Source organism: Neobacillus sedimentimangrovi (assembly GCF_010614825.1).
GTDB classification, from domain to species: Bacteria; Bacillota; Bacilli; order Bacillales; family Cytobacillaceae; genus Neobacillus; species Neobacillus thermocopriae.
This window is the reverse complement of record NZ_JAAFZF010000007.1, coordinates 59,531-75,963: the sequence shown is the minus strand read 5'-3', so window position 1 is coordinate 75,963 and position 16,433 is coordinate 59,531. Positions and strand designations below refer to the sequence as shown.

Here is a 16,433-nt window from a genome sequence, read left to right as displayed (position 1 = left end):
GGGCTGTCCGGAAAGTGGTATTTCAGCCGAAATCTTTATAAAAGCAAAACCCAAGAATGCTGTTAAATCAACATTCTTGGGTTTTTAATTTGGGTTCATTTTTCTCTTAAATGGACTTTTTAGACAGCCCCTTTTATTCTTGGCCCACAGGTGCTGCAAATGCCCACTTTTTATTTAGAGTAAAATTAATAACTAAGCCCAATCCGGTTGATAGGATTTGAGCCATGGTTGTATAAATATTTAATCCCTTAACCAATAAATAAAGCATCCATGTATTAAACACGATCGATATTAGATTGACTATGACAAATTTCACCAACAAAGAAACTCTAAATAATTTTTCACGAAAAACCCAATTCTTGTTCCAAACAAAGCTGTTAGTCATGCCGAGAAAATACGCAAAAATATTTGCAAATATGTAATTGACTTCAAAATGAATGAACAGTTGAAAGCTAACAATTGTAATGAGTGTATTTAAAAACCCTACAACTCCAAATTTTAAGAACTGCTCCATTTTTAGTTCACCCTTTGAGTTTTAATGTATATTATAACCATAATAAAAGAGCCTAACCACAAGTTGAATGATCCCTGTTAGTTGACAGATTAAATAAAGAGCAGTTTTATCTTAGTGGAGTTATTCTAAATCAAAAAACAATTGAATGAACATTCTACAGGCTTATGAGAAAAAGAAATCTGAACCCTATCTTCATTAAAATGAATGGATGGTAGATTTCAAGAGGCATAGTAAGAAGAGGAAAACAATTTCGATGTTTAGTACCTTTTTCAAAGGAGCTTTAAGAAGCAGTTGTTAGGTGATTAGTGATCTGGCATATTTTCTACGTTTTTAAATCACAATAGACGTTAAAAACAAGTAAGCGGCCTTCCCCCTATGAATATAGAGCAAAAGCCGCTTAGGTCATTCCCACCATCTACTTGAGAAAATGCAACTCAAAATAAAAATGGTCAAGCTTGTATTCATATTATCTATTGCGTACCGTTGTAACAAGCAACACTCTCATCATTTTCATTAACGGGCGGTAATTTTTCCCGACGAGTCCAATAGCTTCGGCAATCAGTTCAATCACAATTAATAAGACAAGGATGAGGAAAAATCCTCCTAAAAGCTTAGCTTGAGAGAAAATGATTGCCATAAGTCCAAAGAATGCTGCCATCGCATAGATGATTAACACTGTCTGTCTATGAGTAAAGCCTAAGCGAAGAAGGCAGTGATGCAAATGCGACTTGTCCGGTGCGGATAATGGCTTTTTATTAACAATTCGTCGAATAATCGCAAAGAATGTATCAGAAATCGGAACACCAAGAATAATTACCGGCACGATAAAGGATATAACGGTTACGTTTTTAAAACCTAACAAGGAAAGTACAGATATTATATAGCCAAGGAATAAAGCACCTGTATCTCCCATAAAGATTTTTGCTGGATGGAAATTATAGAATAAAAATCCAAGAGTACTTGCCAATACAAGTGATGCGACTGTCGTTACAAAACCGTCTCCCATAATAATCGCCATTCCAGAAATCGTAATAAGGGCGATCGAAGAGACACCAGCAGCGAGACCATCCAATCCATCAATTAAATTGATGGCATTTGTCACCCCAACAATCCAAATGATTGTCAATGGAATACTTAAATAGCCAAAGTCAACCTGCCCTCCAAATGGTAGATTAATAAACTCTACATGTACTCCACCCCAAATAACAACAATAGAAGCAGCAACAATTTGAGCAAGAAACTTAATTTTGGCTGATAACTCAAGAATATCATCTAGGATTCCTGTTATTATAACAACACTGCTACCAAGAATAATTGGCATCGTATATGGTGAATCTGGACGAAGAATAATCATCCCTAAAATAAAACTTAAGTAAATCGCTAATCCACCAAGTCGAGGCATAATTTTCTGGTGAACTTTTCTATGGTTCGGTTTATCTGTTGCCCCAACTTTGAAGGCTAATTTTTTAACTAAAGGAGTCAGCAGAATAGAACTAATAAAGCATATAAACAAGGTGATGTAGATCATCTTGATCCTCCTCATTTCTATTTACCCATCCATAATTTTGACGGCAGGGTTAAACGGAGCAACTATCTAGGTTACTTCTAAGTTCGTAATCTATTTAACAATGAATTTCATATAGGTCAGTGTACATACCATGTGGATTATATCACAGAAAAAAATTGGATGTTAATTGGATTTTCACTCCACTAATTTCCAAATTTAATCCAATAAAACTGGCTTTTTAAAAAGTTGAATCTGTACAATTGCCAATTGATTATCACGTCCAATCGTATTAACGGCAAAGAAACAATGAGCTGTCACATAGATAATTGATATAGAAGCTTCCTAACACTTTTTCTACTAAACTTTCTTTGAATACTTGCTTCATCCATTTATAAAATATTTATCAAAGATTACTATATCACGAATTATGACGAAAAACATAGCATAATTGTTACAATTTTACAGAAATTTTGGGCGCATTCCCCAAAATTTTAAAGCCGGAATTAATCCGGCCCTTTCATAAAAATCGGAACAGAAAGTATTGTTTATTTATCGCAATACAATCTGTAAGTATTGTAGATGCTTTTCGCAAAGGATTCAAGGGAAAATCGCTTTGATACATAATTGTAAAATTTAATTCCCATATTTGATAAATTGTCTTTTTCCTTCAATTTAACAGCAGTAGAAATGGCGGAAACGATTTCTTCCTTTTCATCTCCTCTTACAATGAACCCATATGATGAATCTGGAATCATTTCACCGACCCCGCCAACATCAGTTGTAATGACCGGCGTACAAGACCTTGCTGATTCTAATAAAACAAGTGGAAAGCTTTCCGTCTGTGACGTTAAAAGGGTAATATCCGCCACATCGTAAAAGGCATCGACATCCTCCCTATGTCCAAATAAGGTGACACAATGCTCCAACCCTTTTTCCTTTATTAGTTTTCGGAGGTCATCTTTAAGCGGACCGTCTCCCACCAACAACAATTTTATTTGTGGATGAAGCTGAATCGCTTTTTCGACAGCATCAATGGCAAGTTTATGTCGTTTTACGGGATCCAATCGTGCTACCATTAATATGACGAAATCCTCTACGGAAAGTTTCAATTCTTCACGAGATAATTTTTTATTAGGCGTAAAACTGAAATCAATTCCATTATAGATTGTTGTAATTTTTTGAGTACCAACACCAAATTCTTCCAACATTTCCGTAAATCTTTTAGAAATGGCAAAATAATGGTCCGGTTTTTTTAATACCGCCAAATTTAACTGCGTAAACAGCTTCCCTTTCACACCTCTTCCAAGAAAATCATTTCTAGGATCGCTGTGAACGGTTGTCATCCAAATGACAGAAGTAAATTTTTTGATTAAATAGCCATAAAGATTGGCTCTTGGCCCATGGGTATGTAAAATATCGATCTTTTCTTCCTTTATAAACTTGATAATTTTGAACAGGATGGACAAATCGTAACGTGAAGTTTGTTCAAAGGTAACCGTATGAATGCCTGCTGCTTTTGCTTTTTCTTCAAAAATTCCCTTTTCAAAAAGTCCTAGAAAAAATTCGTCCTTGTTCAGTTCTTTTAATAAAGAAAGGATATGAACCATCCCGCCTCCTGATTCATTTCCGGCATTTAAATGCAAAACCTTCATTATGGTGTCCCCTTTTTATAATCCTTACGGTTGCTAAATTTCATCATGAACATACGAATGATAAATGCTGGAAGAGCCAGCATACGTCGCCATCGGCTCGGCTGCTTGATAAGTCGGTACAGCCATTCCAAATTTAGCTTTTGCCAAATAACAGGTGCTCGTTTTACCGCACCAGCAATAACATCAAAACTTCCTCCTACCCCAATAAACAAACCTTTTTCAAATTGAGGAATATTTTCAGCAATAAATTTTTCCTGCCTTGGAAATCCAAGTGCCACAAAAACCATGTCCGGCTTTGCTTGTTTTATTTCTTCCGGAATCTTATTCTCATTCCAATCGAAATAACCGTCATGATAGCCAACAATTTTCAAATTTGGATATTTATCTTTAATGTTCAAAATCGCTTTCTCAATGACTTCTTTTTTTGCCCCGAGAAAATAGGCACTCCAACCTTTTTCATTACCAATTTTCAATAAATCCTGCATAAGATCAAAGCCCGGAATCCGTTCCGGAAGTGGATTTCCAATAATTTTAGAACCGATGATTACACCAATCCCATCAGCAATAACATAATCTGCCCCATTGACAATTTTTAAGTATTCTGGGTCAGCTTTTGCATGCATCACGATTTCTGGGTTCGCGGTTACCAAAAATGTCTTTTTATTTTCTTCGATTCTCTTTGTTAAGATTTGCAAAAGACTACCCTTTGTAACATAATCGAACAAAATATTTAATATATTTATTTTTTTTCTATTCATGGTACTCCACTCTTCTCTTAAAAAATTTCGATAATTTATATTTTTTGACAAGAAAAAAGGCAAGAACCTTTTATTAGACATGGTTGTCCATGAGGAATCCTGCCAAATGGCTAAACTGAGTATAATGTTTTCACTCATGATTATCAACTAATAACTAAAATGCCCTTCATGGAAACCTTGGCAGTCTAGTGCTATATTTGGTATGTTGTCTATTGTTATACAGACCACCTATTTGCATCAAATCTTGTATAAATGTTCGTTTATTTAAAATAACATAATATTAGGTTATAATAAAATCTACAATAAGTTAAAGGGGATAACTTTGAATGAATATTCAGCAGCTTTTGAAAAAAGGGATGAAAGCCATAAATGAAAATGGGCTGGGAAATACCTTGCAAAAGATTCAAAGAAGGACAATCACTCAGATCGGAATTAATAAATGGCTAAGAAGTGACAATCCTCAACTAAAGGCAATTTATGACAAAATATTAAATCAATATAAAAATAAAGAAATTAACGGGCTGGTTGTATTAACTTCTGGGTTAGAGTTTGAAGAGCTTTATAACCAACGGACTATTAACCTGGCTAAGTATTTATCTGATCATGGGCTAGGTGTTCTTTTTATTACTTGGCAATGGGATGATCAAGAGAAGCTTAAGAAAAGCTATCAAACCGTTTATAAGAACATCTATCAAGTACCGGTATATGATTTTACCTATGAATTAGATAAATTAAAGATACTTGACGAAATTGAAAATAAAATCTATATTACCACCTTTCCAGCCAAGCTGTTTTACAAAAGCATCGAGCAGCTTAAGCAATCTGGCTACCGAATCATTTATGACATCATGGATGAATGGGAAGAGTTTTATAAAACAGGAGATGCCTCCTGGTACGAAAGAAAGATTGAAGAACAATTTGTGCAAGTATCCGATTTAGTAACCGTTGTATCAAAACCTTTAAAGGATAAGTTTTCCTTTATTCGTGAAGATATTTATGTAATTGGTAATGGTTATACCGCTGCATTGTCTGGGAGAGGCAATATTGCATTGAAGGAAAAAGCGGAAGATCAGCGAATACATATTGGCTACTTTGGTCATCTTACCTCATCATGGTTTGATTGGGATCTAATTCTGTCATTAGCTGAAAACGACTCATTCTATTTTCACTTTATCGGCCATGGGGCGCCGGAAGAAATTTTGCAAAAAATTGAAGCCCTACCAAACTGTAAATTTTATGGAAAGGTTCATCCAAGCGAGCTTTATAAGTTTGTGGAGAAATGGCATATTGGCATCATTCCGTTTAAACATAGCAAGCTTTCAGAAGCGGTTGATCCTATAAAAATATATGAATACCTGTATTTTGGATTACCAACGGTCTCAACCGGAATTCCGCATATCGGAAACTATCCACTTGTTACCCATTGTAATAATCAATTGGAAGTAAAGGCAGCTATTGATAATTATTATGAACAGTTAATGACTGGTAAGCTGGACTTAGCCGATTTGGATGACTTTTTAGGTAAAACGACCTGGGAAGCACGTTTCAACGAAATGATGTCATTACTAAATAAATAGTATAGCGACTATGACACCTAAATTCGGTATTATTTCTTACAGTTAGACTTTAAAAATTAGTAAACATGTTATGAATCTAACTATCAATGTAGATTTTAAGAAAAATTTAACGGGGCTGTCCGGAAAGTGGTATTTCAGCCGAAATCTTTATAAAAGCAAAACCCAAGAATGCTGTTAAATCAACATTCTTGGGTTTTTAATTTGGGTTCATTTTTCTCTTAAATGGACTTTTTAGACAGCCCCATTTTAGTATATTCTTACTGCCTACTATGGAGGAGTAATGTTCAAAACCATTTTTTCTTATTATTTATCCTGATATCCATTAGGATGGCTTTGATGCCATTTCCATGCAGATTCAATAATTTCCCTTAATGAAAATTTCGCTTTCCAGCCTAGAGCATTATAAATCTTTTGTGATGATGCTACAAGTTGGGGCGGGTCTCCTGCGCGACGGTCTGCCATGACCACATTTGCCTCTTTTCCAGTAACTTCCTCACACATTTTAATTACTTCTTTTACAGAAAATCCTTTTCCATTTCCTAAGTTAAATGTCTCAGCCGTTAACGTTCCATCTAATAAGCTTTGTAGGGAAAGAATATGAGCATTAGCTAAATCCGTGACATGGATATAATCACGAATACACGTGCCATCAAAGGTATCATAGTCAGACCCAAAAACAGTAATTTGGTCTCGTAATCCTACTAAATGCTGTAGAATAATTGGAATCAAATGTGTTTCCGGGGAATGATCTTCACCGATAGATCCAGATTGATGGGCCCCAGCAGCATTAAAGTAACGCAGAGTAATATAAGATAACCCATAGGCATCATGAATATCCTTTAATATCTGCTCAATCATCAACTTAGACCGTCCATAAGGATTGATAGGATTTGTCGGTGTATTCTCAGTGATCATGTCACAATCAGGAATACCATAAGTAGCAGCCGTTGAGGAGAAAATAAACTTATTTACTTTATGTTCAATCATTTTCTTCAATAATATCAGAGTAGCACCGACATTATTTTCATAGTATTTCATCGGGTCTATAACAGATTCACCGACAAGGCTGTTCGCTGCAAAATGCATAACCGCTTTTATCTCGTATTTTGAAAAAATTTTATCTAATACAACGGGATTACCAAGATCACCTTGTTCGAACTGCGCCCTGTTATCAACGCTTTCCCTATGTCCTGTTGAAAGGTTATCCAAAACGACAACCCGATAATCTTGATCCAACAGTTCTCTTACGGTATGACTGCCTATATAACCAGCACCGCCAACAACTAAAATCATTGTAACTTCCCCTTTATTTTAATATTGAACGATAAAGCTGCTTGTATTTTTGAATCATAATATGATTGCTGAATTTTTCATGAAAGTCCTTTTGCGCTTGCTGTCCAATGGCAGCCCGCTTTTCAGGATGACCAATAAGAATCTTCAACCTATCCACGAATGCCTCAACATCCTTTTTTTCTACAATAAATCCATTGACTCCATCCTGAATCACTTCGGCTGTATTTCCAACATCAGTGACAACAACTGGCTTCCCGTATGCGAGTGCCTCTAGTAGAGTAAGTGGAGCTCCTTCCCAAAGAGAAGGCATCGCAAAAATATCCATCACTTTAAACAATTCGTTTACCTTAGAAACATGACCAATAAACCGAATATTTTCTATCCCTTCGGCCAGTTTTTTTAACGATTGACTGTACTCTTCTGTCCCTTCTCCTGGGATTAAAAACACTAGATGGTTATATGTTTCATTCAAGCGTTTAGCTGCTTCAATAAAGTATTCAAGTCCTTTTTGAACATCAAGTCGAGATAGAGTGCTGATAACCAAAGAGTTTTCAGGAAGGCCAAATTCCTTTTTCAGTTCCTCTTTCGTCCGTTCAGTCGGGACGATTCGTTCTGGGTCAATCGAATTGGTTATAACCACACATTTCTTCTGGTCGAACACCTTAAAATTAGCCAGATTAAAATTTTTTACCGGCGTCGAAACAGCAACAACTGCATCCACTAAATTGAGATAGTAGCTATACTTTAACCTTCCCCATGGATTTTCAAAAAAGTGATAAGTATTATGGGTAGTTTCAATAACTTTCGCATTCGTCCGCTTAGCTGCCTTGATAGCGTCAAAGGAAAAATGGACTTGAACTATTTCAAACTTGCCTGCTTGAATATAGTTTTTTAACGCATTGATTCGGGCTGATTTTTTAGTTTCATTTATTTCATGACAAATAAACCCATTTTCCCTAAGGCGATCAGCAACGACTCCGCCTTGAAAACAAGCAGCGCTTACCTCGAACTCTTCATCATTCGTATTTTTAACTAAATTATAAATAACTTCTTCTAAGCCACCTTTATCCAATGTATCACAAACATGGAGTACTTTAATTTTTTTCATCCGTAAAACCTCATTTTTTATAGTAAAACGATTAAAACTTTTGTTTATTCACCCTTCATTTCTTTTAACTTTTTCTCCATAAACTCTAATAAGCCGTCTTTTAATTCTTTATTTTGAAGGGCAAATTCAATAGTGGTTTCAATGAAACCTAGTTTTTCACCAACATCGTATCTTTCACCCTCAAATTGAAACGCAAATACTCGCTGAATTTTATTAAGCATTTGAATAGCATCAGTTAATTGAATTTCTCCACCCGCACCAATTTCTTGCCTTTCCAGGAACATAAATATTTCCGGTGTCAAAACATATCTGCCAATAATCGCTAGATTGGATGGGGCTGTTCCCGGTTTTGGCTTTTCAACAAATTGACGAACCTGATATCGGCGTCCTTGTTGTTCTAACGGATCAATGATCCCATAGCGATGTGTCTCTGAGTCAGGAACCTGTTGAACTCCAATGACAGAAGAAAGGGTATTCTCAAACTCATTAATTAACTGGCGTAAACACGGAGTTTTTGCTTGGACAATATCATCGCCTAACAGGACTGCAAATGGTTCATTTCCGATAAAGTTTCTTGCACACCATACTGCGTGTCCAAGTCCTTTTGGCTCCTTTTGGCGAATATAGTGAATATCCACTAAATTGGACGAGGCCTGAACCTTTTTAAGTAGATCAAACTTACCTTTCTCCTGAAGAATCTGTTCCAATTCAAAAGCATGGTCAAAGTGGTCTTCAATGGCTCTTTTCCCTTTACCCGTTACAATGATAATATCCTCAATTCCAGATTCAATCGCTTCTTCAACAATATATTGAATTGTAGGTTTATCTACTATTGGAAGCATTTCTTTCGGCATCGCTTTTGTAGCCGGCAGGAAACGAGTACCTAAACCGGCAGCCGGGATTATTGCTTTTCTCACTTTTCTCATAAAAGCCTCTCCTTAAACCCTAATAAATGTTCAATTTTTATCATTTTATTATTTCATAATTAACATGTTCAAACAAGATTCGCCTAGTCCCAAAAAAATAGCCGACTTTATTTAAAGTCAGCTTTTCCATCCTCTATGTGGTTACTCGTTTACCATTTAAATAACGATAAGCATACCCAAGTATTATGAAATAGAACATCGTAAATACATCATTTTCGAGAATATTATATACTGCACCGCTGACTACAGCAGCAATAATAAAGTATATAAGAATCGGAGAAAATTTAAAGTCTTTTCTAAGATCCCAAGTAATTTTTATCAATAAAATAACCGTTATAAGCATGAGTAAAACTCCCAATGTTCCCGTTTCGGCAATCAATTGGGTATATTGGTTATCAGAATAGAAATTGCCATAAATCTCATATTTATCATATATAGGTGAGGAGTAAATAAGTGTTGCTGATCCTCCATATGTTCCAAAACCATAACCCATTACTGGTTTATCCAAAAATACATCTAATGCCTTTTTAAAATAGTAAACCCGACCGTCAGCATTACTTAAAGCAATATTTTCTTCAGAGAAAGCGCCGGAAAAACGGTTTATTCCTTTTTCCCTATGGCTGGCTTTGCTGTCTTTCTCTTTCGAAACTTCCTCATTGGATGCTTCCTGTCTTGCCTGATAATCTTCTACATAACTAGTCGCCTTTTCAACACCTACATATAAAATAAATGCGGATACGCAAATAATGAATAATGGCTTGAGTATCGAGAATTTCCTTGTAACAAATAAATACACCGGTAAAAACGGAATAAGTGTCAAAGCCACTCCCCTAGAATAAGTCAAAATAAATACTGTTGCAATCAAGATTAAACATGCAAAGATAAGCGCCTTTAATTTACCTTTTGTCTTCTCTAACAAATAAAAACCAATAATGATGGTAATTAATAGGAACATGGCTGTCTCATTTGGACCACCCATCAAACCATATACTCGCTGTGCATTTGTATAGGCAAGCTCCATTTGCTGCCAAACCTCAGGAAGAAACAGAGTACGAACAGAGATTTTCTCGACTAATCCCTGCAACGAGAGGAATACAGCATAAAAGAAGCTTGTATAGGCAAAATCGTTAATATCCTGTTTGGATACCTTCATTTTATTCACGATATAAAAGAGCAAATAGAAAAGCCCAAATGCACGAACCTGAATAATAATCGCCTTTATCGAAACTCCCGTAATTAAGGCCGATATCGTCCCAATAATGAGGAAGGCAAAAAATGCTAATTCAAACGGGTGAAATTTAAATAGTTCACGTGGATTCTTCCGATACGTATAAATAGTTTTCAGCAACAGCATGAAGATAATAATATCTCCAATTATTTTGAATCCCGGATTATAGACGGTTAAAAATGCACGAATAGGAACAAAAATGATTAAAAATAAGATTCCAATTTTCTCATCATAAAATATGAACAAGGCCAAGAGGAAAGAAATCAATGCTCCAACAAGAGAATGTTGAATAAACAAACCCGCAATGACTAAAGAAATTCCAGCTAACAGTAATTTAATGCGTTTATTCGTAACACTTGACATATGACTACCTCTTTATTCAAATAGTTAGTATTACCTTGATGGAAAAAATGATAAACATCAAGGGTTTCCAGAACATCTTTTGTTCATTTTATTAGTATACCAAGCATAGGTCAGTAAATCTAATAATAAATGCATTTTTATTATTTGTCATTTAAATAGTAAGAGGGAGTAATTAACTCCTGTTCTCTCATACAGCTGCACATATCGTTATGTATACGGCGGTTCAATCAAAATGAGTAATGCCAAAAATCATGTTTTTCATTTCTTAAATAAATTTTTCTACCATCTATCATTCATCCCCCAAAAGGATTCTACGGAATTCACCGTTTCCATCCTCAAGTGAGGTTTTACTTTCTCTTTGGTCATTGTGATGCTTTGAAAGTCCACGGCCCTTCTCTTCTGAATTATTCAGTCCCTTCCGATTAAGACCAGTTCGCGCACCTATCTTTATTTACCCAATATCACTTTTGGCAGTAAGGACTTTGTTTTGTTATGATTGGCAAACAAGTTCGTGTTCTTGGGACCAAAAATTTGCTACCGTTTCCTTCAAATTCCACTTCTACCATGGGCGGCTCAGAACATTCCCCTTCAGTTACACTCATGCCAAAAAACTCGGGGTGTTAAAAATCCCCGAGTTTTTTGAACTACTTTTCCCATTTAAATGTATTACTTTCTGATAGGACTTTTTCATTCGAATCCATTACCTTTACTACAATATCCATACTGCTACTGTTCTTTGGAAGAGGAACACGGATTTCATTTTCATTCCCGGATAACCTTTCAATATATTCATCATTTACATAAACATAACTTCTTCCTGTGAAGTACTCACCCTTGATAACTAGTATTTTCTTTCCGTCTGATGTTTCCACGGAAGCATCAGTTATTTTCGGGTTCTTATATCCTAACCGATATTTTGGACTCGGCTGAAAATCCTTTTTACCTCTTATACCGTATTTGTTTCCAAACAACATATCATACTGTAGCATTTTAATTTCATTAACGATTTTCTCATCTACTTTTTGTTGTGTAAGGAAATCCGGTCTAGTGATCCTTGTTAATTTACCCTTTTTATATTGATCTAATAAATAATCTGTTAAATAATTCCCTCTAATTCCTACACGGTCTAAAAGAAGCGGTCCAATCATATTGGCACTAATTTTTAAGTCTTCTTTTTTATTAGAATAATTATCCCAAATAAGGATTGGCGTCGAGAACATTCGCTCGTATTCTACAAAGTCTTGCGATTCATTATAATACTCTGCCTGGCGATATACTTTATAATCATCTCCCAATAACGGCAAATGATCTCCAAAGAAAACAACAATAGTTTTCTTTTTTGTTTCTTTTAATTGGGAAATAAGACTTTTCAGCTCCTTATCTACATCCGTTAAATTATCAGAATAAACCTCTAGCAAATTCTCGGCATCCTCTGAAAAAGACTTACCGTTTTTCAACTCTACTTCAATGTTGGCATTTTCTTTCTTTCCAACTGTAGGATATGGGCCATGATTTTGTGTGGTAACTGCAAAAATAAATTGGGGTTTATCACTTTTTTGATTGATCTTTCGCATAATTTCATCCGTAATCGTTTTATCATGTATGAAATTTTGATCCGGAATTGGGTTTGCAATATATTCCAAACTTACAAATCGGTCAAAACCAAGGTTTTGATAAACGGAAGATCGCTGATAAAACCAGTGATGATATGTATGAATCGCAGTTGCCTCGTATCCGTGATTTCGAAAAATAGTTGGCAAAGACGGTAATGGATTTTTTACATAATGCAAATACGGTATGGAACCTGCAGGTAAGAATTGAGTGGATATTCCAGTTAATGCTTCAAATTCTGTATTCGCAGTCGAACCGCCAAATACCGGCACCGTCAACCAACCAGAGGTTTCCTCTTTTTGTAATTGATGAAAATAGGAAAGTGGATCTTTATTAAACTGAACATTTTTAAGCTCTAATGGATCCCAGAACGCCTCACTCATAATGACTACAACATTCGGTTTATCATTATCCTGATACGATGGTGCTTCAGTTGAATGAATGATTCGTTTAATTTCCTGCTTAGAATAATTACCTGGACTTTCTAATGTAAGCCATTTTAAATTTAGAACAAAACCCGCTATCACTCCATCTTGACTCGTCGTAGCTTTCTGATCCCATGCTAAATAGGAAATATTTAAATTTCTTTTCAAAAACGTATCTTCATTTTTAATTTCTCTGTTTAAAATAAAAAGAAAAGCTAAAAATAAAGAAATAGCTGTCACAATTTGTATCCAATTTCGTTTCTGTTGATTGGGAACCTTATAAACAAGAAAAGCTAGTAAAACAATAACAACTATTATTCCGACTATAAGCCCGATAAGTACTTGGTTGGAAAAGTACTCGAGCATATTAGCTGCTTCTGCTCCCATTACAAGGTCAGAGGGAATCACTGGCTCTCCTCGTATTTCCAATTTAATCCTACTTGCAATACTTAAAATAATAAATGGGACTGTCAAAACAAAAGAAGCGATAATATATATTTTTCTCCGAAAAATTCTCAATACACTAAAAAACAATAATAATAGAATAAAATTATAGGTAAATGGTTTTGTAAACCCTTTCACCCAAGTATATGCCTCCTGAAAACTTCCTCTATATACCCATTCCATAATAAAAATAAGAAGATATGCATGTATTCCTGTTATGATAAATGCAGTAAGTGTTTGTTTAATTTTATTCCACATAAAGTTCTCCTTTCTTGCAGTATTATCCTTTAGGAATATATAATTCGACTCTTTTTATACTATAAAAAAGGATAACACCTTTCAAGTTAGTAATTCGATGTATTTTTTTTGACATTTCTAAACCTTTCCTTTATTTAGCATTTTTTCACAAACAATATTCTTGTTATTCATTGATTTACATGCCATTTTTGTGTAAATTGGATGATAGGTTGCATTTTTCGACAATATTAGGAGGCATCCAACATGATTCAAATAGCTGACTTAAACAGCCCTTTGCGAGCAGTACAACTTACACTCCTTGAGATGATGTTAATCGTTGATCATATATGTAAAACCGAAGGGATATCCTATTGGATAACGGATGGAACCCTACTCGGTTCGGAAAGACATAAAGGGTTTATTCCTTGGGATGATGATGCTGATATTGGGATGCTTAGAAAAGATTATAATAAATTTAAAAAAATAGTCGCATCCAAGCTACCTGAAAAATTTAAAGTGGAAACGGAAGAACTCCATACTCACGGTAAACATAATTGGTTAAAAATTATTTATCTGGATGACTTTGAATGGATTGACTGGCATGGTATCCAACGAAAAGGGATTTCTCTAGACATATTTCCATATGACTATGTCCGTAAACCAAATAAAAAAACATTGATAGAGAAAATGGTCTTTCGGATCGCCAGCATTCGATATCCTGATGATGCAAATAATTTGAAAAATAAATTACGTAGATTGATTAATAAGTCCCGGGTTCATGACATATATAATCTCTTCAATAAAGAGTCAGGCTATGTGACCTATGGGATTGAAACACCATATTATGGTTATGCCTATTATAATGTAAATGATATTTTTCCTTTGAAAGAAGGAATCTTTGAAAATCATGTATTTAAAATCCCACATAACCCTCATAATTATTTATGTACTGTATACGGTGAAGACTATATGAAATTACCGGAGGAAAGTAAACGGATTAGTCATATGGCTAATCTTCGATTTTCAAATTAGGACTGCACTCGGTTATATGTAGAAAGGGCATGTTTGGGTATGACACAGAAACCATCACTTGTTAAAAATATTATTTACAAAATATTACTCAATGTATTTAATCTTATTATTCCGATTTTAGTAGGACCTTATGTATATCGGACATTAGGTGCCCACTCCATCGGGAAGGTTCAATTATCCGAAACAATTTTTAACTATTTTTTCATTTTTGCCGTTTTTGGTGTCTACCAATATGGCCTAAGAGAAATGAGCCGGATAAAAGGTGATCCAGTCAAGGTAAATCAGTTTTTTACAAGTATGTTAACGATCAGCATTGGTACGAGCATCATCTCGTTTCTGGTTTACCTATTATTTTCATTTATAGGCTATCGGGATGATGCGATATTTCCTATTTTAATGCTTTATTCGATTAACTTAATTGGAAATATTTTATATATAGAATGGGTTAACGAAGCGAAGGAAAAATATGATTTTATCACGATTAAAACTGTCCTTATCAAAATTGTATATATAATTTTACTGTTTTCCCTTGTAAAAACAAGTAATGATTATTTCGAGTATGCATCTCTGCTCATCCTTACTACTGTACTTAATAATATTGTAAGTTTCATATATATTAAGCGAGAAATAAAACTCGATTTTTCCAACATTTCAATTAAAAAGCATATTAGGCCATTATTACTCGTGGTCTTTTTTTCTAATGCAAATATCCTATATAATCAGCTCGATCGATTTATGTTAGGAGAGTTCGTTAATGAAGCATCTGTATCCTTCTATGTTATGGCGCAGCAAATCATGGGAATCATTAATACCTTAATGCTTAGTATTATACAGGTAACGATTCCCCGTCTTTCCTATCTGTCAGGAAATGACGATGAAGATTCCTATCTTATTTTGTTGAATAATATCTCAAAAGTATATTTTGCATTCCTATTTCCAGCCTCCATTGGGCTGCTAATTGTCTCTGATACAGGGATTCTCTTATATGGCGGTAAGGAGTTTATAGGGGCTCAAACGACACTAGCCGTCTTTGCTATATATATGATTTCTATTGGAATTGAGTCCATTCTTTCGAATCAAGTAATTTATGTGAAACAAAAGGAAAACATTCTAGTTAGACTCGTTTTTATTTGCGGGCTAATCAACCTGATTTTAAACACAGTCATGATTCAACTAGATCGGTTTACACCGACGACAGCGATTATTACTACAGCGGTTGCCAATTTCCTTTTAGTAGCATTCGAATACATCTATATCCGTAAATATCTAAAAATCAACTTTTCCTTATTCAATTTTTCAAAGATTAAATATCTTTTTTATTCCTTAGTGTTTATTCCAATTTCGTTTTTACTAAGATCATTTATCTCACATTACATTATTTTGTTCATCGTTACTATTGCAGTTTGTATCGTTGTATATGGTGCCATTCTATTTATTACAAAAGATGAAGTTTCATCTATGTTCTTAAATAAAATAAAAGCCCAAATTAGTAAATTTACAAAATAATCATTCCAAATGAGTAGGATGGGGTAATCAACTCCCATCCTCTCATTGTATTGGTATAGAACGGATCTAACAAAACCATGTTCTTCCTTTCGTGAATAGCGGTGCTTTTTTGGTATCAACAGTTAATCCTTCCTGCAAAAATTTCCACACAGGATTCTACGTTTTCGCAATCATTGTACATCCAATTTACCCCTTTTAAAACACCCCCATTAATGGGCGCAAAAAAATAAAAGACAGAGAAAACTCTCTGCC

Annotated in this window: 12 protein-coding genes; 3 read left to right on the top strand and 9 right to left on the bottom strand. The window is 34.8% G+C overall.

Annotation, left to right across the window (positions count from 1 at the left end):
* Positions 1-133 precede the first annotated feature (133 nt).
* From GZA11_RS04745 to GZA11_RS04730, 4 genes are all read right to left on the bottom strand, one after another.
* On the bottom strand, positions 134-514 hold the full coding sequence (locus GZA11_RS04745; protein ID WP_163183096.1) for a GtrA family protein: 381 nt from the start codon (positions 512-514) through the stop codon (positions 134-136).
* A 466-nt stretch (positions 515-980) separates the two neighbouring features.
* Positions 981-2,042 carry a glycosyltransferase family 4 protein gene (locus tag GZA11_RS04740; protein ID WP_163183095.1) on the bottom strand — a complete coding sequence of 354 codons (1,062 nt, stop codon included), beginning with the start codon at positions 2,040-2,042 and terminating at the stop codon, positions 981-983.
* 524 nt (positions 2,043-2,566) lie between these two features.
* Positions 2,567-3,673 (bottom strand): glycosyltransferase, encoded by a 1,107-nt coding sequence (locus GZA11_RS04735; RefSeq protein WP_163183094.1) that lies wholly within the window; start codon positions 3,671-3,673, stop codon positions 2,567-2,569.
* Positions 3,673-4,431 (bottom strand): WecB/TagA/CpsF family glycosyltransferase, encoded by a 759-nt coding sequence (locus tag GZA11_RS04730; protein ID WP_163183093.1) that lies wholly within the window; start codon positions 4,429-4,431, stop codon positions 3,673-3,675. Before GZA11_RS04730 ends, GZA11_RS04735 begins: the two co-directional genes overlap by 1 nt.
* A gap of 326 nt (positions 4,432-4,757) precedes the next feature.
* On the opposite strand from GZA11_RS04730, the gene GZA11_RS04725 reads away from it, so the two are divergent.
* A complete protein-coding gene (locus GZA11_RS04725; RefSeq protein ID WP_163183092.1) occupies positions 4,758-6,008 on the top strand; it encodes a glycosyltransferase in 1,251 nt (416 codons plus the stop codon).
* Positions 6,009-6,311: 303 nt separating this feature from the next.
* Here GZA11_RS04725 and galE read toward each other — a convergent pair whose 3' ends face one another.
* From galE to GZA11_RS04700, 5 genes are all read right to left on the bottom strand, one after another.
* Positions 6,312-7,301: a UDP-glucose 4-epimerase GalE gene (gene galE / locus GZA11_RS04720; RefSeq protein ID WP_163183091.1), complete on the bottom strand. Its 990-nt coding sequence runs from the start codon at positions 7,299-7,301 to the stop codon at positions 6,312-6,314.
* Positions 7,302-7,314: 13 nt separating this feature from the next.
* The gene (locus GZA11_RS04715; protein ID WP_163183090.1) at positions 7,315-8,409 is read right to left on the bottom strand and encodes a glycosyltransferase family 4 protein; all 1,095 of its coding nucleotides are present in this window, start codon (positions 8,407-8,409) and stop codon (positions 7,315-7,317) included.
* Between the two features lie 44 nt (positions 8,410-8,453).
* Positions 8,454-9,335 (bottom strand): UTP--glucose-1-phosphate uridylyltransferase GalU, encoded by an 882-nt coding sequence (gene galU, locus GZA11_RS04710; RefSeq protein WP_163183089.1) that lies wholly within the window; start codon positions 9,333-9,335, stop codon positions 8,454-8,456.
* 133 nt (positions 9,336-9,468) lie between these two features.
* Positions 9,469-10,926 (bottom strand): O-antigen ligase family protein, encoded by a 1,458-nt coding sequence (locus GZA11_RS04705; RefSeq protein WP_163183088.1) that lies wholly within the window; start codon positions 10,924-10,926, stop codon positions 9,469-9,471.
* Positions 10,927-11,570: 644 nt separating this feature from the next.
* Positions 11,571-13,664 (bottom strand): LTA synthase family protein, encoded by a 2,094-nt coding sequence (locus GZA11_RS04700; RefSeq protein WP_163183087.1) that lies wholly within the window; start codon positions 13,662-13,664, stop codon positions 11,571-11,573.
* Positions 13,665-13,907: 243 nt separating this feature from the next.
* Between GZA11_RS04700 and GZA11_RS04695 the strand changes: the two genes are divergently transcribed.
* Together GZA11_RS04695 and GZA11_RS04690 are read left to right on the top strand one after the other, a co-directional pair.
* Positions 13,908-14,675, top strand: coding sequence for a LicD family protein (locus tag GZA11_RS04695; RefSeq protein WP_163183086.1), 768 nt, complete (start codon positions 13,908-13,910; stop codon positions 14,673-14,675).
* A gap of 39 nt (positions 14,676-14,714) precedes the next feature.
* Positions 14,715-16,181 (top strand): oligosaccharide flippase family protein, encoded by a 1,467-nt coding sequence (locus tag GZA11_RS04690; RefSeq protein ID WP_163183085.1) that lies wholly within the window; start codon positions 14,715-14,717, stop codon positions 16,179-16,181.
* Positions 16,182-16,433: the final 252 nt, after the last annotated feature.

What these genes read in the sequence shown, in the direction of transcription:
- GZA11_RS04745 (WP_163183096.1), bottom strand. Translation starts at nt 514, where the DNA reads ATGGAGCAGTTCTTAAAATTTGGAGTTGTAGGGTTTTTAAATACACTC.
- GZA11_RS04740 (WP_163183095.1), bottom strand. Translation starts at nt 2,042, where the DNA reads ATGATCTACATCACCTTGTTTATATGCTTTATTAGTTCTATTCTGCTG.
- GZA11_RS04735 (WP_163183094.1), bottom strand. Translation starts at nt 3,673, where the DNA reads ATGAAGGTTTTGCATTTAAATGCCGGAAATGAATCAGGAGGCGGGATG.
- GZA11_RS04730 (WP_163183093.1), bottom strand. Translation starts at nt 4,431, where the DNA reads ATGAATAGAAAAAAAATAAATATATTAAATATTTTGTTCGATTATGTT.
- GZA11_RS04725 (WP_163183092.1), top strand. Translation starts at nt 4,758, where the DNA reads ATGAATATTCAGCAGCTTTTGAAAAAAGGGATGAAAGCCATAAATGAA.
- galE (WP_163183091.1), bottom strand. Translation starts at nt 7,301, where the DNA reads ATGATTTTAGTTGTTGGCGGTGCTGGTTATATAGGCAGTCATACCGTA.
- GZA11_RS04715 (WP_163183090.1), bottom strand. Translation starts at nt 8,409, where the DNA reads ATGAAAAAAATTAAAGTACTCCATGTTTGTGATACATTGGATAAAGGT.
- galU (WP_163183089.1), bottom strand. Translation starts at nt 9,335, where the DNA reads ATGAGAAAAGTGAGAAAAGCAATAATCCCGGCTGCCGGTTTAGGTACT.
- GZA11_RS04705 (WP_163183088.1), bottom strand. Translation starts at nt 10,926, where the DNA reads ATGTCAAGTGTTACGAATAAACGCATTAAATTACTGTTAGCTGGAATT.
- GZA11_RS04700 (WP_163183087.1), bottom strand. Translation starts at nt 13,664, where the DNA reads ATGTGGAATAAAATTAAACAAACACTTACTGCATTTATCATAACAGGA.
- GZA11_RS04695 (WP_163183086.1), top strand. Translation starts at nt 13,908, where the DNA reads ATGATTCAAATAGCTGACTTAAACAGCCCTTTGCGAGCAGTACAACTT.
- GZA11_RS04690 (WP_163183085.1), top strand. Translation starts at nt 14,715, where the DNA reads ATGACACAGAAACCATCACTTGTTAAAAATATTATTTACAAAATATTA.